Raw genomic sequence first — 16,407 nt, forward strand, 5'->3', positions numbered from 1 at the left:
GACTGTCGTTGTCGATCGGGATCACGAGATGGTTCCGAGCGCCTTGATCTCCACGCCACGCGCGATCTCGACATGCGACAGCACGGGCAACGAGGGGAACATACGCTCGATGATCATCCGCACATAGGGCCGCGCGTCCGGCGCGGTGACGAGCACGAAGCTCTGGCTTTCCGCCATGCGCTGGCGGATCGCGGCCGAGGCCTCGGTGCCGAACTGCTCGACCTGCCGGGGATCGATGTCGAACTCGATCACGTCGCCCTTGGCGTCGCGCTTCAGGCTCTGGTGGAAGACGAGGTCCCAGCGGTTGCCGAGGCGCAACACCTTGAGGACGCCACCCTCGGTGAGGTCGCCGCAGATCTGCTGGGCCATCCGCATGCGGACGTGCTCGGCGACCTGCTCGGCTCGGCGCACATGCGGCACGATCTCGGCGATCGCCTCGAGGATGAGATGGAGATTGCGGATCGAAACACGCTCGGCGAGCAGCAGCTTGAGCACCGCCTGCAGGCTGGAGAACGAGATCTGCGAGGGGCAGATGTCCTCGATGAGCCGCTTATATTCGGGCCCCAGCCGCTCGAAGAGGTTGCGCATGTCCTTGTAGGACAGGAGCTGCGCGAGGTTGTTGCGCACGACCTCGCTGACGTGGGTGAGGATCACGGAGAGATTGTCGACCGGCGTGAAGCCCTCGCGCCGTGCCTCCCCGGCGAAGGAGTCCGAAATCCACATCGCCTTCATGCCGAAGGCCGGTTCGCGGACTTCGTCGCCGGGCAGGTTCGGCTGCGGCCCGTCGCCGGTGATGATCAGGAGTTCGCCGATGCGCATTTCCTGCTCGGCCACCACGGTACCGTGGATCTTGATCTGGTAGCTTTTCCCGGGAACGTTGAGCGCCTCGGTGAGCTTGATCTCGGGAATGACGAAACCGTATTGCTGCGCGAACTTGCGCCGCATCTTGCTGACCCGGTGCACCACCTCGCCCTGAGGGCGCACGATCGGACCGGCGAGCTGCTTGCCGATGCACAGTTCGATTTCGTCGGTCTTGAGCGAATCCTTGACTGAGTCGCGAGCCTGCTGCTGAAGCCGATCTTCCTCTTGCTTCTTCGCCGCCGCCTCGGCCTCGACCGCCTTCTTCTGCGCGATCTGCCGCGGAATGATGTAGCCGGTGAAGGCCATCAGGCCGCCGAGCGTGGCGAACGGGATGAGCGGCAGCCCCGGAACGAAAGCGAGCAGGAACAGGAGACCCGAGGCGACGAACAGGGCGCGGGGATAGGCGCCGAGCTGGCCGAGCACGGCCTGTTCCGCCGTACCGCGGGTGCCCCCCTTGGAGACGAGGAGACCGGCGGCGAGCGAAACGATGAGCGCGGGGATCTGGGCGACGAGACCGTCGCCGACCGACAGGCGGGTATAGACGTCGGCGGCTTCCGAGAGCGGCATGCCGTGGCGCGTGGCGCCGATGATGATGCCGCCGAAGATGTTGACGGCGATGGTGATCAAGCTCGCCACCGCCTCGCCGCGGACGAACTTCGACGCACCGTCCATCGAGCCGAAGAAGGAGCTCTCTTCTTCGAGCTCGCCACGGCGGCGCTGCGCCTCCTTGTCGTCGATCAGCCCGGCATTGAGATCGGCGTCGATCGCCATCTGCTTGCCGGGGATGGCGTCGAGGGTGAAGCGCGCGCCGACTTCCGCGATACGCGTCGCGCCCTTCGTGATGACGAGGAAGTTGACGGTGACGAGGATGGCGAAGACGACGATGCCGATGACGAAATCGCCGCCCATCACGAACTGGGAGAAGCCGTAGATGACGTGGCCGGCGGCCATCACGCCCTCGCTGCCGTGGGCGAGGATGAGGCGCGTCGAGGCGATGCCGAGGGACAGCCGCAGCAGCGTCGCGATGAGGAGAATGGTCGGGAAGGAGGAGAACTCGAGCGGCTTCTGAATCCAGAGCGCCACCATCAGGATCAGGACGGACAGCGCGATCGACAGCGCCAGTCCCAGGTCGATGATGAGCGGCGGGATCGGCAGGAAGAGGATTACGAGAATGCCGACGATGCCGGCCGCGAATCCGACATCGCGAAGCGATCGGCGCTCCGTCGGCGCCGTTGCCGCCGCATTCGTCATGGGTTCATCCCCTCTTCAAACGCCCGTCATGGGCGCGTTCGCCGTGGCGGGCTCAGAAGCCCTTGCCGATGCGTCCGTAGATTTCTTCCGTGAACGAGCCGATCTGAGCCCCGATGAAGCTCGCCGTGACCGCCGTCACCACGAGGATCGCGATGATCTTCGGGATGAAGGTCAGCGTGACCTCCTGGATCTGGGTCAGCGCCTGGATGAGCGCGATCACGATGCCGATCACCATGGCGGCCGCGACCGCGGGGCCGGCCGCGACGATGATGGTCCAGATCGCCGATTGCACGATGTCGATGGCGTCACCGGGGTTCATGGTGCGCCTTCAGGAGACCGTGACGCCGCTCTCGATGGCGAGCGACTTGCCGTTCGTGAGCTTGGCGATGACGCCGTTGCTGGACGGCTGAACCGAGGCGACCGTGCCGCTCACCGTGCCGTCGGACGACGTCACGGTGCGGCCGATCATCGAGGCCGACAGCATGGTGTCGAGCTTGGTGTTCGTTTTCGTCGCCTGCTCGACCTGGGTGAAACTCGCGAGTTGCGACATGTACTGAGCCGTATCCATCGGGCTCGTCGGGTCCTGGTTCTTCAGCTCGGCGAGCATCAGCTTCAGGAACGTGTCGGAGTTCAGCGAACCCAGCGTCGAGGTCGACGTCGAGGAGGACGACTTCGACGCGGCACCGGTTGAGGACGTCACGGAGGAAACGGTCATGGCACTCTCCTGCGTCAGGCGACCTTGGTGGAGATGGGCGAGGTTTCCAGGATGGAATCCTCGATCGGCAAGAGACCGCGGATCGTCCGCAGCGCTTCGTAGGCACGTCCGGCGGCCACCAGGTCGGCGACGGCCATCACGCCGGTCCGCAGGCTCTCGCTGGTGAGCGAGCCCATCAGGCCGTTGATCTGGTCGGCGAACACCATCTTGGCGGCGCTCACGTCGAGCGGGTCCATCAGCATGGACTGCACGACGAAATAGAGCTGCCGCAGCGGTGTCGTGGTGTCCTCGACCTGCATGACGTGGGATTCGAGCAGGAACGTCACTTCGTTGAGGAGCTGGAGCGTCACCTTGCGGTCGACGCGCAGCACCGCCCCGTTGACGAAGATCCGCTCGCCGGCGCGCAGCGAGATCTGCATCGCCTTCGGGCCCGCGGCCCCCTTGGCCCCGGGTTTGCCGGGCGCGCGGGGGCGGTCTTCCACCGCGCGGCTCGATGCGACGACCTTGGGCGAAACATGCTTGTTCATTGCAGCCCATCCCGAATGACGCGGTTGATCTCGATGAGACCGGCGAAGCTCGTCACCCGATCGTTCAGGATGGCGTCGGATTCGCGCAGGATCCAAAGGCCGATCGACACGAGATCGGCACGCAACTGCTCCGGCAGTTGGTTGGCGGCGTCGGTGAGATCCTTGATGAAGAAGCCCCACAGCTTCTGGACATAGTCGATCGCGTTCTGCGCTTCGAGCGAGTGGACGCCGCGGGCTTCCGCGAGCGTCATCAGCTCGATCGCATGATCGAGCGCCTGGCGTTCGCGCGCGCGGGATTCATCGCCCGATTCCTCGACGATCTCGGCATAAGAAAACTTGTACATGCGCTTTCCCCCTTACCGTCAGTCTCAGGCGTAATTCAGGATGCTGAGTTTCAAGATTTTGCTGGTTATGGAATAGGACATTTGGATCTGATTGGAGAGCGTATCGGCACGCGTCTTGGCTTCAGCCTGATCGACATTCTCAAGTTCGCCGATCCGGCGCGAGAGAACGTCATTCTGCTTGGAGATGCGGTCGTTTTCGGCGGTGACGCGCTGCGTGGTCATGCCGAGCTTGCCGCCCACATCGGCGAACTCGCCGACGGCCTCGCCCGAGAGCGTCTGCGCCTTGGCGAGGACGACCTTCATCGCCTCGTCGTTGAGACCCTTGCTCGCGAAGGTCTGGACCATCGCATAGGCCATGGCGAGCTTGCGGACCGGGCTCACGTTGGCGTTCGTCGAGGTATCGACGGATTCGCCGCCTTCGAGGCGGATGGTCACGTTGGTGTCGGAGGCATTCGACCAGTTCGCCTTCCAATTCGCGTCGTTGAACTGCGTCGCGAATTCGTTGTCGAGGAACGACTGGACGTCGGCCGGCGTGGCGGTCGAAACCGTGTTGCCCGGCCATTTAGCCGCCACCGCATTGTCGATCGAGGTCTTGGCCGCGCCGTTGTAATCCTTCAGCGGCGGCTGCTCGCTGTTGATGCCGCCGAACACATAGCGACCGCTCTGGGTCGTGTTGATCGTCGAGATCAGCGCGGACAGGCCGTTCTCCGCCTGGCTCGCCAGCAAGCTCCGGCTGACGTTGGTGGTCTGGAGCACCGACTTCAGGAAATCGTTGGCCGTCGAGATCGTGCTGTTGAGCGCCGCCTGGGTGGTGTCGACGCGGCCAAGCGCGACCTTGTTGGCGGAGACGGTTTCCTGGCGGGCGTCGTATTCCTGACGCAACTGGACCGCCTTGCCGGTGTCGACGCCGAGCGCGTTGCCCATGTCGGCGTGGCGTCCGGTCGTCGATTCCGTGTTGGCGTCGACGAACTGCTGCTGCAGCCGCGTCACGCTCGAGCGGGCGGTGTTGTTGAGAACGTTCGTCGAGATGAAGGTGGTCCGCATCACATCACCCAATGCCGAGCAGCGTCTCGTACATCTTGTCGATGATCGAGATCAGTTTCGAAGATGCGGCGAAGCTCTTCTCGAGCTGAAGCTGGTTCGCGTATTCGTCGTCCATGTTGACGCCCGTCGCATTGGAGAGGGCGTCGCTCGCCCGCGTCAGCAACGCGGACTGATAGGTGTCGTCGCTCGTCGCGGCCTTGCGGGTCGAGGCGACCCAGCCGACGGAATTCGAGCCGAACTCACTCAGCGTCACGCTCGTCGGCAGACCGGTGCCCGCATCGAACGTGTGCTTTGCGTTCAGCGCGTCCACGGTGCCGCGCAGACGGTCCGCATAACCGGAAGCGCCAGAGGTGTTGTAGGTGTAGGCGGTGCCGTTGATCCCACCGTCGCGCAGGAGTTGCGCGTTGCCGCCCTTCTGCGGATCGACCTTGCTGTTGACGCTGATCGTGCCGGCGAGCCCCACCGTGAGACCGCCGGGCACCGTGCTGTCCGTCCCGTTGGTGAACAGGCCGGCCAGCTTCGGACCGCCCGCCCCGCTCTGATCCGCCTCGGAGAAGCCCGAGATCAGGGTGCGCGCCATCTCGTCGAGCTGGTTCTGATAGGTCGGCAGAACCGTGTCGCGCAGGGTGGCGAGGCCGGCGATCGCGCCCGACTTGAGCGCCATGCTGGCCCCCGGTCCCGTCACCGGCACGCCGCCGACATAGACCGCGTTGCCGGTGGCGCCGGCCGTGAGCGGCGTCGTCGCGGAGAAGCTGACGGTGCGCGCCGACTGGTCGAACAACGTCACGCCGCTGTCGGTATAGACCGCCATGTCGTTGTTGGCGCGCGACAGGACGGTGATGCCCATCTGCTCCGAGAGCTTGGAGAGAACCCCATCGCGCTGGTCGAGCTGATCGGTGACGTCGGCCCCCTTGGCGGTGCCGGCAACGATCTGCTGGTTCAGCTTCTGGAACTGCTGAAGCAGGTCATTGACGGAGCCGACCGCGCTCGCCATCTGGCTGTCCGCGTCGCCGCGGATACCCTGCACCGACTTGGTCGCCTCATTGAGCGTGGTGACGACGTTTTTCGCTTCGGCAACGAGCTGGGTCGCCAACGCGGGCTGATCTGGCTGATCGGCGAGGGTGCTGAGGCTGCTCAGCAACTTGCCGATCTTCGCCCCCGGCGACGTGTCGTCCTGGGTGTCGCCGATGGTGTCGTAGAGCTGATCGAGGCCCGACAGGGTCGATTTCGCCTTCGCGGCGTCCGACGTGGCGCCGAGCATGCGGGTATAGAGCTCGGGATCGGTCGCCCGGGTGACGACGGTGCGAACACCGCCGTCGGTCGGGACGGTCGTCGCGATCTTGCGCGAATAACTGGGATCGCTCGCGCCGGCCACGTTGCGGCCGGCCACGGAGATCTGCGTCGACGTGCTTTGCAACGACGACCGCGCCGTGTTGAGGGCGGCACTCAAAGACATAATCGCACCTTCGATCCCGGCACCACGCCGCTAGGCGTCAGCGCTTGAGGTTCATCAGAACGTCGAGCAGTTCCGTGCCGGTCTGGAAGACCTTCGAGTTCGCGGTGTAATCGCGCTGGGCGACGATCATCTCGGTGAGCTCGGACGCCATGTCGACGTTCGAGCTCTCGAGGGCCGACGACTTCACGACACCCATGCCCGCGCTGCCGCCGAAGCCGATCTGCGCGTTGCCGGATTCGAGGGTCGGCATGAACGCCGCGCCCGAGATCGGCTGCAGATTGTCGGGGCTCGAAAACTTCGCGAGCGGGATCTGGAAGGCCGGCGAGCGGCTGCCGTTCTCGTAGGTCACGTAGACGATGCCGTCGGTGGCGATATCGACGCCAGACACCGCCGAGGGCGCCTTGCCGTTGATGTCGGCGGTGATCGGCTCGAACGCGGCGGCGACGTTGGTCGTGCCGGTGATGTCGAGGCTAACGGACTGCCCCGTATTGGGGAAGTTCAGCGTGATCGAAGGCGAGGAGATGAGCTTGCCGTTCTTGTCGAACGTGAGGTTCGCCGTCGTGGTGGTCATAACCGACGTCGGCGGGCTCGTCGGACCGGTCACCGTCATGGTCCAGGCGGCGGACGGGCTGTCCGCGGTCTTGGTGTAGCTGACGTTGACCTTCGCCTCGTTGCCGATCGTGTCGTAGACCGAGATGGAGGTCGTCTTGACGTCGCCGACCTTAGCGTTGTCGGGCAGGTTCATGGCGAGCGTGCCCGACGTCGACGGGGTCGCCTGAAGGCCCATGTTCTGAATATTGATCGGCACCAGTCCCGCGTAGCCGTTCAGCACACCGCTCGGGGCACCGTTCGCCAGGCTGTAGCCGAGCAGCGAATAGCCGGCATTGTTGACGAGGTTGCCGCTCTTGGCGTCGAACGTGAACGAGCCGTTGCGGGTCATGGCCGGCGCGCTCGAACCGTCCGGCTGCTTCACCAGGAAGAAGCCGTCGCCGTCGACCGCGAGGTCGGTCGGCGAGGTCGTGCCGGCGATGTTGCCCTGCTTGCTGATCGCATAGCGGACGTCGGTCGAGACCGCTCCAGACTGATAGCTCGTCTGGTTGTTCGAGGTGATCAGGTTGGCGAATTCGGTCGAGGCGGCCTTGTAGCCGTTGGTGCCGCTATTAGCGACATTGTCCGAAATCGCGCTCAGCTTGTTGGACTGCGCGTTCATGCCGGACACGCCGGTGCGCAGCATCCCGTAAAGGCTCATCCTTCTCTCCTACGCCACCATCATGGTGGTCCACACTAGAGGCCAGCTTGCTTGTGTGAGGCTGTGCCGACCCCCGCCGGCGGTCAGCCCTTCATGGCCTTCGCGAGTTCCGCAAAGGCGTCGCGGCTCGTTTCGTCGTCCGGGTTTTGCCGGAGCGCGTCATAGATGCGGGGAACCAGGCCGACGGCCTGATCGAGTTCGCTGTCGCTACCCGGCTGGTAGCCGCCCATCAGGCGCAGATCCCGGGTGTCCTCGTAGCGCGAGATCAGCGTCCTGAGCCGCCGGATCAGCTCGCGCTGCTCGCGGTTCCAGACGATGTCTGCAAGACGCGAGATCGAGCCGAGCACGTTGACCGCGGGATAGCGGCCCTGATCGGCGATCGAGCGGTCGAGCACGATGTGGCCGTCGAGGGTGCCGCGGATCGCGTCGGCGACCGGATCGTTGTGGTCGTCGCCGTCGACGAGCACCGAAAACATGCCGGAGATGGAGCCGCCGGCCTCGCCCCCCGGCCCCGCCCGCTCGAGGAGCTTCGGCAGGTCGGAGAACACGCTCGGCGCGTAGCCACGCGCCACCGCCGGTTCGCCGGCCGCAAGGGCGACGTCGCGCGCCGCGTGGGCGTAGCGGGTGACGGAATCAACGATGAGAAGCACCGATTCCCCGCGATCGCGGAAGAACTCGGCGACCGCGAGCGCCGCCTGCGGCGCCTGACGGCGCATCATGGGGCTCTCGTCGCCGGTCGAGACCACGACGACCGAGCGGTGCCGGTTCGCCGCGAGCGCGCCTTCGAGGAATTCGCGCACCTCGCGACCGCGTTCGCCGACGAGGGCGACCACGACCGTGTCGAAGCCCGAACAATGGGCGAGCATCGAGAGCAGCGTGGACTTGCCGACGCCGGAGCCGGCGAAGATGCCGATGCGCTGGCCCTCGCAGAACGGCGTGAAGAGGTCGATCACGCGAACCCCGGTCCGCAGCGGCGTCTTGATGCGCGAGCGCGTCATCGCCGGCGGCGGATCCGCATCGAGCTGCATCGCACGAGGGCCGAGCACGAGCGCCCCGAGGCCGTCGATCGGCTCGCCGAGGGCGTTGATGACGCGGCCCTTCCAGCTCGGATCGGGATTGAGCGCCATCGGCCCGTAGCGATAGGCGATCGCGCCGATACCGATCGTCACGCGGCCGTCGAAGGGTTTGACGACGGCGCCGTCCTCGTCGATGCGAACCACCTCGCCGGTCACCGCGCGCCCGCCGTCGTCGAAGCCGACGCGGTCGCCGAGGCGGACGAAGGCGGACAGGCCGGCGACCCGATAATGGGTCGGCGACACCTGACGCACCACGCCCCCGACCCGGACCGGCGGGACCTCGCGGACCGCCGCGGCGAGCACATGTTCCAGGCGGGCGAACCTTTCCATCGCGGGCTATCGCTCTCCCATCAACCGCCGTTCGTCGAGCCGAGCTCGCGGATCGCCTCGGTGGTCGCGTTCTCGTGCTCGCCGATCGCCGCGGCAGCATTCTCGAAGGCGCGGGTGACCTCGATCAGGCGCGCCATCTCGCTCACCGGGTTGATGTTGGAGCTTTCGAGATAGCCTTGGCGCACGCCGGCGCCGATGCCGTCCTCGACGGGCTGTGCCGGAATGTCGGAGGTGACGCCGGAATTCTCGAAACGCGCGAGCTTCGCCTCGGGCGGAATGTCGAAGATGCCGATCTGGCCGACCTGACGGCCGCCTTGGGTGATGCCGCCGTCGTCGCCGATCGAGATCGCGCCGCCGGCGGGATCGATCCGGATGCCCGAGCCGCCGGTGTCGAGAATGGGGTAGCCGTCGACGGATTGCAGCTCGCCGGAATCGCTGATGCTGATGCGCCCGTCACGGGTATAGACCGGCCCCTGCGGGCCGCCGATCGCGAACCAATGATTGCCTTCGACGGCGAGGTCGAGCGGGTTGCCCGTATATTGAATGCCGCCGTCGCGCCGAGACAGATAGGTCTCGCCCTGGGTCACGAAGGCGACGCCCTTGCGACCGGTGCCCGCCAGCACCTGCTCGAACTTGACCTCCTCGGCGCGGAAGCCGGGCGTGTTCATGTTCGCGATGTTGTTGGCGATGGTGTTGAGGCGCTTCTCGAGCGCGATCTGGCCGGACAGCGCCACATAGAGACCGCTCGTCATCTCATGTCTCCAACAATCGAGGCGGACGGCCGGACACGCGCCGGCACGGGTCGGACGGATTTCCGGTCTCCCGACGATTTCACCCGTAGAAACGAAAGCTTGCGCGAACCTGCCGCGCCGGTTTCCAGCCTCGCACAAGCCAGCGAGCCTAGCGTGCCAACTCGTGAACGCGCGGTAGGGGAGAGTTCGCTTTGGGCATCATGATCGGCCTCGTCATAGCCTTGGCGTCGCTGATGGGCGGGTTTCTCGCCAGCGGCGGCCATTTGGCCGTGATCTGGCAGCCTTTCGAGTACCTGATCATCTTCGGCATCGCGCTCGGCACCTTCATCATCGCCAATCCGATGAAGACGATTAAGGACACCGGCAAAGGCCTGATCCAGGCGGCAACCAACGCCGTGCCGAAGCAGAAGGACTATCTCTCTCTCCTCGGTCTTCTTTATTCCCTCATGCGCGAGCTCAAGAGCCGGCCGCGCAACGAAGTCGAAGGCCATATCGACGATCCGCAGAATTCCGAGCTGTTCAAGCACTTCCCGGGAATTCTGAAGGACAAGGACATCACGCAGTTCATTTGCGACTACGTGCGCCTGATCATCATCGGCAACGCCCGCTCGCACGAGATCGAGGCGCTGATGGAGCAGGAGATCAACACCATCAAGAAGTACAAGCTGAAGCCGGCCCACGCCTTGTCGGCGGTCGCGGAATCGCTGCCGGCGCTCGGCATCGTCGCCGCCGTGCTCGGCATCGTCCACGCCATGGGCGCGATCGATCAGTCGCCGACCATCCTCGGCGAGATGATCGGCGCCGCGCTGATCGGCACCTTCGCCGGCATCTTCTTCTCATACGGCGTGCTGTCGCCGATCTCGCTCGCCGTCAAGGGAACCCGCGAGAAGCAGTGCCAGCCCTACATCATCGTCAAGCAGACGCTGATCGCCTTCATGAACGGCGCGCTGCCGCCGATCGCGCTCGAGCACGGCCGCAAGACGATCTCCGCCGGCGACCGCCCGACCATCGACGAGGTGGAAGCCGAGTCCATCGCCAACGTCCCGGGCTCGGTGCCCCTCCAGCAGGCCGCGTAACCCATGGCGACCCAACAGACCCACGGCGACATCCGCGACAAGCTGCTCGACGCGGCCGGTCTTTCGATCGACCGGCTGCCGATGCTGCACGTCATCTTCGACCGCGTGGCGGCCTATTGCGCCGACAGCCTGCGCCACCTGGCGCCGTCGCAGAGCTATTATTCGCTGAGCAACGTCGAGAGCGGCCGCATCGGCGACATCCTCGAAATGTACGAGGCGAACGCGATCGCCGGCGTGTTCCACGCCCCCGGCTGGGACAGCCACGTGATCGTCGGCTTCGACCGCGACTTCATCTTCTCGATGGTCGAGGTGCTGTTCGGCGCCGACGGCAGCGAGCCGCCGATCGACGAGGAGCGCAACTTCTCCAACATCGAACTGCGCATCGCCCAGACCGTCTTCGAGCAGGTCGGGCGCGCCTTGCGGATGTCGTTCTCGCTCGTCTCCGACACCACCTTCAAGTTCGAACGGGCCGAGACCCGCATGGACTTCGCCGTCATCGGCCGCCGCAACAACATGGCGGTCGCGGCGAAATTCCTGCTCCAGGCGATCAATCGCGGCGGCGAGATGTTCATCATCATCCCGCAATCGGCGCTGACCCCGATGCGCCAGGCGCTGACCCGCGTCGCCGGCGAATCCACCGGTCGCGATCCGAAATGGACGAAGCAGATCCAGACCGAGGTTCAGCGCGCCACCGTCGAATTGCGCGCGATCCTCGACGAGAAGCCGTTCACCCTCGGCGAGATTACCGACCTCCAGATCGGCCAGGTTCTGAAGCTGCAGGCGACGCCGCGCAGCCGCGTCAAGCTCGAGTGCAACGAACAGGGCCTGTTCTGGTGCAGCCTCGGGCAATCCGAGGGTGTCTACAATCTCCGCGTCGAAGATTGGATCGATGAAGAACAGGAGTTCCTCGATGACATCCTCCCTCGTTGATCTCGTGCTGCTTGCCGCGCTCGTGCTGACCAGTGCGTGCGTGCTGTCGCTCTATCGCAAGCTGAAGCGGCTCGACCGCTATCACAGCGACTTCCAGAAGAGCCTCGCGCGAAGCGTCGACGCGCTCTCGGAAGCCCGTACGGCGGTGCAGAACTTCAACCTCGACGGCCGCGAACTGGCCGGCGCGCTCGACGAGCGGATCGCCGAGGCCCGGGCGGTGCTCGCCGAACTCGACCGGCGCCGCGCCGAGGTGGAGGCTCCGCCCGCGAGCCGAGCCGCCGCACCGGCGGCTGCCGCCGGCCCGGTACGGAGCGAAGCCCGCCCCGCCGCCGCCTTCGCCTGACATCACGCGGTCCGACCCGGCCGCCTCCGAACGACCCTTAGACGATGGAGTCCGCCGTGGACGACATGCATGAAGGCGGCGCCGAGACGGCCGCCATGGAATCTTCCAGCGCCGCCGCCGCCGAGACGTTCGGCACGCCGCGCAACGTCGAATCGATCCTGCGCATCCCGGTCCTGCTCCAGGTGGTTCTGGGCTCGGCCTCGATGCCGGTTTCGAACCTCATGAAGCTCGGTCGCGGTGCGATCGTGCCGCTCGACCACCGGGTCGGCGAGCCGGTCGACGTCGTCGTCAACGGGCGTGTCATCGCCCGGGGCGAGATCGTCGTCGTCGAGGATGACAATTCCCGCTTCGGCGTGTCGTTGACCGAGATCATCGGGCCGCGCAACGGCGACGGCGCAAGCTGAGCGGACCCGGACGATGGCGATCGCTCCCAAAGCCTCCGGGCCGAAACCGCTAAAGGGCTCGGATAAGGTCGCGGTGCTTCTGATGACGATGGGCAAGCCGTTGGCAAGCCGCGTCATGAGGCACTTCGATTCCGAAGATCTGACCGTGGTGTCCCGGTCGATCGCGGAGTTGCGGCCGGTCCCGACGGCTCAGGTCGAGTCCCTCATCGAGGACTTCGCATCCCAGTTCGTGAGCGGCGCCAATCTCGTCGGCACCGCAAGCGACGTCGAGCGCCTGCTCGACGGCGTCCTGCCGCCCGACCAGATCAGCGCCATCATGGCGGATGTGATCGGCAATGCCGGCGCGACCGTTTGGGACCGTATCTCCACGGTGTCCGAGACGGTGCTCGCCGGCTACGTCATCAAGGAACATCCGCAAACGGCGGCCCTCGTCCTGTCGAAGGTGAAGCCCGCCTGCGCCGCGAAGGTTCTGAGCCATCTGCCGCCCAACCTGCGCAACAGCGTCATGCGGCGAATGCTGTCCTTCAAGCCGATCGTCGACGAAACCCTTCGCATCCTCGAGCGCACCCTGCACGAGGATCTGATGGTGAACTTCCAGCGCAATATGGGCGCCGACACCCATGCCCGCGTCGCCGACATCATCAACAAGATGGACCGCGACCACATGGAGAACGTGCTGGAAAACCTCTCCTCGACGCGTCCGAAGTCGGCCGAGATCCTGAAGGGTCTGCTCTTCACCTTCGACGACATCGTGACGCTGTCGCCGAAGTCGCGCACCAGCCTGTTCGACAAGGTGCCGACAGATCGGCTGTCGCTCGCCCTCAAGGGCACCGATGCCGATTTCCGCGACATCATCCTGCAATCGCTGGGCTCCCGCGTGCGGCGCATGGTGGAGCAGGAACTCAGCACCAACCAGTCCGCTTCGCAGAAGGAAGTTATGGAGGCCCGCCGGACGATCACCGATCTCGCGCTCGAAATGGCAGGGCGTGGCGAGATCGAGATCAATTCCGAGTCCGAAGACGACGCGTTCATCCGCTAACCGGATTCACCCGCGATGGCCGACGAGGACAAGGAGAGCAAGACAGAGGAAGCCTCCGAAAAGAAGGTTTCCGACGCGCTCGAGAAGGGCAACGTGCCCTTTTCCCGCGAAGCGTCCCTGTTCGCCTCCATGCTGGGCGTCCTCGTCGTGCTCGCCTTCTTCATCGGTCAGAAAATGGCCGAGCTGACGGGTGTGCTCGGCCGCTTCCTCGACGATCCGGCCGGATTCCGGCTCGAATCGGCCGGCGATGCGACCGCCCTGCTTTGGATGGTGGGCGGCGCCACCGGCCGCTTCCTCTTGCCGATCATCGTGATCCTCGCCATCGCCGGCGTCGCGGCCGCGGTGTTCCAGAACGCGCCTCGATTCGTGGGCGACCGCATCCGCCCGAAGTGGAACCGGGTGTCGCCAGCCTCCGGCGCCCAGCGCATCTTCGGACCACAGGGCATCATCGAGTTCGCCAAGTCCTTCTTCAAGTTCGCGCTCGTCATCTTCGTCGTGCTCGTCCTCCTCCATGCGGACCAGTACGAAGCCATCAACGCGATGTTCACCGATCCGTCGCTCCTGCCGGGACTGATCCTGTCGATGGCGACGCGCCTCGTCTCGGCCGTCTGCGTCGGGACCATCGTCCTCGTCGCCGGTGACCTCGTCTGGTCACGGCTCAAGTGGCGGCGCGACCTGATGATGAGCCGGCAGGAACAGAAGGAGGAACACAAGCAGGCCGAAGGCGACCCGATGGTGAAGGCGCGGCTGCGCTCGCTCGCCAAGGCCAGGGCCCGCCAACGCATGCTGACGGACGTGCCGAACGCGACCGTCATCGTCACCAACCCGACTCATTATGCGATCGGGCTGCGCTACGACCGCGACCGCGGCGGAGCTCCCCAGGTCGTCGCCAAGGGCGCGGACCTCGTAGCCCTCCGCATCCGCGAGATTGCCACCCTGCACGGCGTTCCGATCATCGAAGACCGTGCGCTGGCGCGCGCGATGTACGACGCCGTCGACGTCGGCCAATGGATCCCACCGGAGTTCTACCGTGCTGTCGCAAAGATCCTCTACTTTGTCTATTCCCGCGAGAGCCGCGATGTCACTCGGTAACGATCGCCTGATGATCAAGGCTCCGGCGAACGAAGCGGAATTTCTCGTGTACGAGAAGCTGCTCGCCGAAAAGCTCAAGGATTTCCTCGCCGAACTTTCGCTCGTGAACGCGGCCTCGCTGGTCTCGCACATCGTCGAAGAGAAGGACGGCAACATCGACGACATCGTCGCCTCGTCGACCGAACTCGTGATGAAGCCGGGCACGCTGCGCTATGGTCGCAATGCCAGCGTGGCGTTCGAATGGGGCGAATATCCCGAGGTCGAACTCGAGATGGAGTTCGTCAACCGCGGCTTCACGATCTATTTCAATATCTCCTTCCACGTCACCTTCGTCGGTGTGGACATCCGCGCGATCCTGTTCCGGGACCCGCCGGGGAGCATCGCGGAGAATCTGCGCTCGTTCGAGGCCGCGCTCGACGACGCCCGCGCCGCCTGAATTTTTCGGCCTCGCGCAGCGCGCCCCGTTCCGACCGTGACCGGTCGGGGCGGGTCTCCGCACGCCTGTCCGCAAGCGCCGGCGCACCTCCGAAAGCGCCTCGAAGAATCGTCTCGGAACGCCTCCACCCCCTCTCGGTCGCCAGCCTCAGGCAAGGTTGTCTCCCTAGGGTCACGGCATAGACAGGCCGGAGTGCGGTGGTGGAACGTCTCTATCTCTTGGATCTCGCTGCGCGGAACGCCGATTGGGCGTCCGTTCGGCAGACCACGATTGCGAGCAACATCGCGAACGCGAACACGCCGGGCTATCTCGCGCGTGAAGTCGAGCCCTTCTCTGAAGTGCTCGACCAGACACGGCTGGCGATGGCCAAGACCTCGTCCAGCCATCTCGATCCGAGCGACGCGGCCCTCCGCGTCGATTCAGTCAAACAAGCCGACGACTGGAGCGTGTCCGTCTCCGGCAACTCGGTCAGCCTCGATCAGGAACTCATCAAGGCGGGTGAGGTCAACCGCGCCTTCTCTCTGGATACGAGCATCATGCGCTCCTTCCAACGCATGCTTCTCGCAAGTGTGAGGTCTGGATCATGATAGATCCATTGGTCGCCGCATCGTCGATTGCCGGCGCGGGCATGGATGCCCAATCTCTGCGTCTCCGGGTCGTCTCGGAGAACATTGCGAACGCCCGCTCGACGGGGGCGACCGCAGGTTCCGATCCCTACTCGCGCAAGACCATCGTGCTCGGACAGTCGTTCGATCGCGAACTCGGCGCGGCGAGCGTCTCGGTGCGCGAGCTCGGAACAGACAAGACACCCTTTCAGGTCGAATACGACCCCGGCAATCCGGCGGCGGACGCGAACGGCAATGTCAAGTTGCCGAACGTGAACATGATCGTCGAGATGGCCGACATGCGCGAAGCGACGCGCTCCTACGAGGCGGGCCTTCAGGTGATGAAGCAGGCCCGTTCGATGATCTCGATGACCATCGACCTTCTGAGGAACGCGTAATGATCAGCGCCATCTCTTCATTCCGGTCCCTCGGGGGCACCGCCGCGACGACCCTGTCGCAGACCGCCCCGACCGCCGCGACCCCCGGCGTCGCGTCCTCGGACTTCAGCGACGTGTTCGCCAAGGTTTCGACCGAGGCGATCGACACGCTGAAGACCGGCGAAGCGGCCGCCATCTCCGGCATCCAGGGTCGCTCGTCCGTGCAGCATGTCGTCCAGGCGATCATGTCGGCGGAGCAGACCCTGCAGACGACCATCGCCGTGCGCGACAAGGTCGTCGCCGCCTACCAGGAAATCAGCCGCATGGGCATCTGACGGCGCCCGCTCGCGCCGCCGGATCACGGCCGACCGGATCACGCGGTCCGGTCCACCGAGCGGTTCGCCCGATGACGGGCGGCCGCACACTCCGAAGACACCGAGCATGAACTCGCGCCGCGTCCCGCCCCGGGGCCGGCGACCGAGGCTCGAGCCCGACCCGAG

At 65.3% G+C, this 16,407-nt stretch carries 20 protein-coding genes; 10 read left to right on the top strand and 10 right to left on the bottom strand.

The features are described 5' to 3' along the window. Positions 1 to 21 precede the first annotated feature (21 nt). The 10 genes from flhA to flgF all read right to left on the bottom strand — a co-directional run bounded on the left by flhA (position 22) and on the right by flgF (position 9,605). Positions 22 to 2,112 (bottom strand): flagellar biosynthesis protein FlhA, encoded by a 2,091-nt coding sequence (gene flhA / locus F0357_RS08735; RefSeq protein ID WP_153479971.1) that lies wholly within the window; start codon positions 2,110 to 2,112, stop codon positions 22 to 24. A 52-nt stretch (positions 2,113 to 2,164) separates the two neighbouring features. Then, the gene (gene fliQ, locus F0357_RS08740; RefSeq protein ID WP_153479972.1) at positions 2,165 to 2,431 is read right to left on the bottom strand and encodes a flagellar biosynthesis protein FliQ; all 267 of its coding nucleotides are present in this window, start codon (positions 2,429 to 2,431) and stop codon (positions 2,165 to 2,167) included. Positions 2,432 to 2,440: 9 nt separating this feature from the next. Beyond that, the gene (flgD, locus tag F0357_RS08745) at positions 2,441 to 2,827 is read right to left on the bottom strand and encodes a flagellar hook assembly protein FlgD (RefSeq protein WP_153479973.1); all 387 of its coding nucleotides are present in this window, start codon (positions 2,825 to 2,827) and stop codon (positions 2,441 to 2,443) included. A 14-nt stretch (positions 2,828 to 2,841) separates the two neighbouring features. After that, a complete protein-coding gene (gene flbT, locus F0357_RS08750) occupies positions 2,842 to 3,246 on the bottom strand; it encodes a flagellar biosynthesis repressor FlbT (RefSeq protein ID WP_153486503.1) in 405 nt (134 codons plus the stop codon). Between the two features lie 104 nt (positions 3,247 to 3,350). Beyond that, the gene (flaF, locus tag F0357_RS08755) at positions 3,351 to 3,698 is read right to left on the bottom strand and encodes a flagellar biosynthesis regulator FlaF (RefSeq protein WP_153479974.1); all 348 of its coding nucleotides are present in this window, start codon (positions 3,696 to 3,698) and stop codon (positions 3,351 to 3,353) included. A gap of 24 nt (positions 3,699 to 3,722) precedes the next feature. Continuing rightward, positions 3,723 to 4,742: a flagellar hook-associated family protein gene (locus F0357_RS08760; RefSeq protein WP_153479975.1), complete on the bottom strand. Its 1,020-nt coding sequence runs from the start codon at positions 4,740 to 4,742 to the stop codon at positions 3,723 to 3,725. A 4-nt stretch (positions 4,743 to 4,746) separates the two neighbouring features. Beyond that, positions 4,747 to 6,198 (bottom strand): flagellar hook-associated protein FlgK, encoded by a 1,452-nt coding sequence (gene flgK / locus F0357_RS08765; RefSeq protein ID WP_153479976.1) that lies wholly within the window; start codon positions 6,196 to 6,198, stop codon positions 4,747 to 4,749. A 37-nt stretch (positions 6,199 to 6,235) separates the two neighbouring features. Then, positions 6,236 to 7,447 carry a flagellar hook protein FlgE gene (locus F0357_RS08770; protein ID WP_153479977.1) on the bottom strand — a complete coding sequence of 404 codons (1,212 nt, stop codon included), beginning with the start codon at positions 7,445 to 7,447 and terminating at the stop codon, positions 6,236 to 6,238. Positions 7,448 to 7,530: 83 nt separating this feature from the next. Continuing rightward, positions 7,531 to 8,853: a flagellar protein export ATPase FliI gene (gene fliI, locus F0357_RS08775; protein ID WP_153479978.1), complete on the bottom strand. Its 1,323-nt coding sequence runs from the start codon at positions 8,851 to 8,853 to the stop codon at positions 7,531 to 7,533. Positions 8,854 to 8,873: 20 nt separating this feature from the next. Then, on the bottom strand, positions 8,874 to 9,605 hold the full coding sequence (flgF, locus tag F0357_RS08780; protein ID WP_153479979.1) for a flagellar basal-body rod protein FlgF: 732 nt from the start codon (positions 9,603 to 9,605) through the stop codon (positions 8,874 to 8,876). Between the two features lie 191 nt (positions 9,606 to 9,796). Between flgF and motA the strand changes: the two genes are divergently transcribed. The 10 genes from motA to fliE all read left to right on the top strand — a co-directional run bounded on the left by motA (position 9,797) and on the right by fliE (position 16,242). Beyond that, positions 9,797 to 10,681: a flagellar motor stator protein MotA gene (motA, locus tag F0357_RS08785; RefSeq protein WP_153479980.1), complete on the top strand. Its 885-nt coding sequence runs from the start codon at positions 9,797 to 9,799 to the stop codon at positions 10,679 to 10,681. Between the two features lie 3 nt (positions 10,682 to 10,684). Then, positions 10,685 to 11,611, top strand: a complete 927-nt coding sequence (locus F0357_RS08790; RefSeq protein WP_153479981.1) for a flagellar motor switch protein FliM — start codon at positions 10,685 to 10,687, stop codon at positions 11,609 to 11,611. Beyond that, positions 11,592 to 11,954 carry a hypothetical protein gene (locus F0357_RS08795; protein WP_153479982.1) on the top strand — a complete coding sequence of 121 codons (363 nt, stop codon included), beginning with the start codon at positions 11,592 to 11,594 and terminating at the stop codon, positions 11,952 to 11,954. Before F0357_RS08790 ends, F0357_RS08795 begins: the two co-directional genes overlap by 20 nt. 95 nt (positions 11,955 to 12,049) lie before the next feature. Beyond that, a complete protein-coding gene (fliN, locus tag F0357_RS08800; protein ID WP_246161612.1) occupies positions 12,050 to 12,358 on the top strand; it encodes a flagellar motor switch protein FliN in 309 nt (102 codons plus the stop codon). A gap of 13 nt (positions 12,359 to 12,371) precedes the next feature. Next, positions 12,372 to 13,397: a flagellar motor switch protein FliG gene (locus tag F0357_RS08805; RefSeq protein ID WP_153479984.1), complete on the top strand. Its 1,026-nt coding sequence runs from the start codon at positions 12,372 to 12,374 to the stop codon at positions 13,395 to 13,397. Positions 13,398 to 13,412: 15 nt separating this feature from the next. Next, positions 13,413 to 14,489 carry a flagellar biosynthesis protein FlhB gene (gene flhB, locus F0357_RS08810; RefSeq protein ID WP_153479985.1) on the top strand — a complete coding sequence of 359 codons (1,077 nt, stop codon included), beginning with the start codon at positions 13,413 to 13,415 and terminating at the stop codon, positions 14,487 to 14,489. Beyond that, positions 14,476 to 14,925 carry a BspJ family T4SS effector nucleomodulin gene (locus tag F0357_RS08815; RefSeq protein WP_153479986.1) on the top strand — a complete coding sequence of 150 codons (450 nt, stop codon included), beginning with the start codon at positions 14,476 to 14,478 and terminating at the stop codon, positions 14,923 to 14,925. The genes flhB and F0357_RS08815 overlap by 14 nt, the downstream gene beginning before the upstream one ends. Before the next feature lie 200 nt (positions 14,926 to 15,125). Continuing rightward, positions 15,126 to 15,512, top strand: a complete 387-nt coding sequence (gene flgB / locus F0357_RS08820; protein WP_312861517.1) for a flagellar basal body rod protein FlgB — start codon at positions 15,126 to 15,128, stop codon at positions 15,510 to 15,512. After that, the gene (gene flgC / locus F0357_RS08825; protein ID WP_153479987.1) at positions 15,509 to 15,928 is read left to right on the top strand and encodes a flagellar basal body rod protein FlgC; all 420 of its coding nucleotides are present in this window, start codon (positions 15,509 to 15,511) and stop codon (positions 15,926 to 15,928) included. Before flgB ends, flgC begins: the two co-directional genes overlap by 4 nt. Then, positions 15,928 to 16,242, top strand: a complete 315-nt coding sequence (gene fliE, locus F0357_RS08830) for a flagellar hook-basal body complex protein FliE (protein WP_153479988.1) — start codon at positions 15,928 to 15,930, stop codon at positions 16,240 to 16,242. The genes flgC and fliE overlap by 1 nt, the downstream gene beginning before the upstream one ends. Positions 16,243 to 16,407: the final 165 nt, after the last annotated feature.

This window comes from Segnochrobactrum spirostomi (assembly GCF_009600605.1).
Taxonomy (GTDB): domain Bacteria; phylum Pseudomonadota; class Alphaproteobacteria; order Rhizobiales; family Segnochrobactraceae; genus Segnochrobactrum; species Segnochrobactrum spirostomi.

Bases quoted from the DNA above. Each gene is read 5' to 3' on its own strand.
- fliQ (WP_153479972.1), bottom strand. From the start codon at position 2,431: ATGAACCCCGGTGACGCCATCGACATCGTGCAATCGGCGATCTGGACC.
- flgC (WP_153479987.1), top strand. From the start codon at position 15,509: ATGATAGATCCATTGGTCGCCGCATCGTCGATTGCCGGCGCGGGCATG.
- fliN (WP_246161612.1), top strand. From the start codon at position 12,050: ATGGAATCTTCCAGCGCCGCCGCCGCCGAGACGTTCGGCACGCCGCGC.
- flaF (WP_153479974.1), bottom strand. From the start codon at position 3,698: ATGTACAAGTTTTCTTATGCCGAGATCGTCGAGGAATCGGGCGATGAA.
- fliI (WP_153479978.1), bottom strand. From the start codon at position 8,853: ATGGAAAGGTTCGCCCGCCTGGAACATGTGCTCGCCGCGGCGGTCCGC.
- F0357_RS08815 (WP_153479986.1), top strand. From the start codon at position 14,476: ATGTCACTCGGTAACGATCGCCTGATGATCAAGGCTCCGGCGAACGAA.
- F0357_RS08790 (WP_153479981.1), top strand. From the start codon at position 10,685: ATGGCGACCCAACAGACCCACGGCGACATCCGCGACAAGCTGCTCGAC.
- flgK (WP_153479976.1), bottom strand. From the start codon at position 6,198: ATGTCTTTGAGTGCCGCCCTCAACACGGCGCGGTCGTCGTTGCAAAGC.
- flhA (WP_153479971.1), bottom strand. From the start codon at position 2,112: ATGACGAATGCGGCGGCAACGGCGCCGACGGAGCGCCGATCGCTTCGC.
- F0357_RS08760 (WP_153479975.1), bottom strand. From the start codon at position 4,742: ATGCGGACCACCTTCATCTCGACGAACGTTCTCAACAACACCGCCCGC.
- flhB (WP_153479985.1), top strand. From the start codon at position 13,413: ATGGCCGACGAGGACAAGGAGAGCAAGACAGAGGAAGCCTCCGAAAAG.
- fliE (WP_153479988.1), top strand. From the start codon at position 15,928: ATGATCAGCGCCATCTCTTCATTCCGGTCCCTCGGGGGCACCGCCGCG.
- F0357_RS08770 (WP_153479977.1), bottom strand. From the start codon at position 7,447: ATGAGCCTTTACGGGATGCTGCGCACCGGCGTGTCCGGCATGAACGCG.
- flbT (WP_153486503.1), bottom strand. From the start codon at position 3,246: ATGCAGATCTCGCTGCGCGCCGGCGAGCGGATCTTCGTCAACGGGGCG.
- F0357_RS08795 (WP_153479982.1), top strand. From the start codon at position 11,592: ATGACATCCTCCCTCGTTGATCTCGTGCTGCTTGCCGCGCTCGTGCTG.
- flgD (WP_153479973.1), bottom strand. From the start codon at position 2,827: ATGACCGTTTCCTCCGTGACGTCCTCAACCGGTGCCGCGTCGAAGTCG.
- F0357_RS08805 (WP_153479984.1), top strand. From the start codon at position 12,372: ATGGCGATCGCTCCCAAAGCCTCCGGGCCGAAACCGCTAAAGGGCTCG.
- flgF (WP_153479979.1), bottom strand. From the start codon at position 9,605: ATGACGAGCGGTCTCTATGTGGCGCTGTCCGGCCAGATCGCGCTCGAG.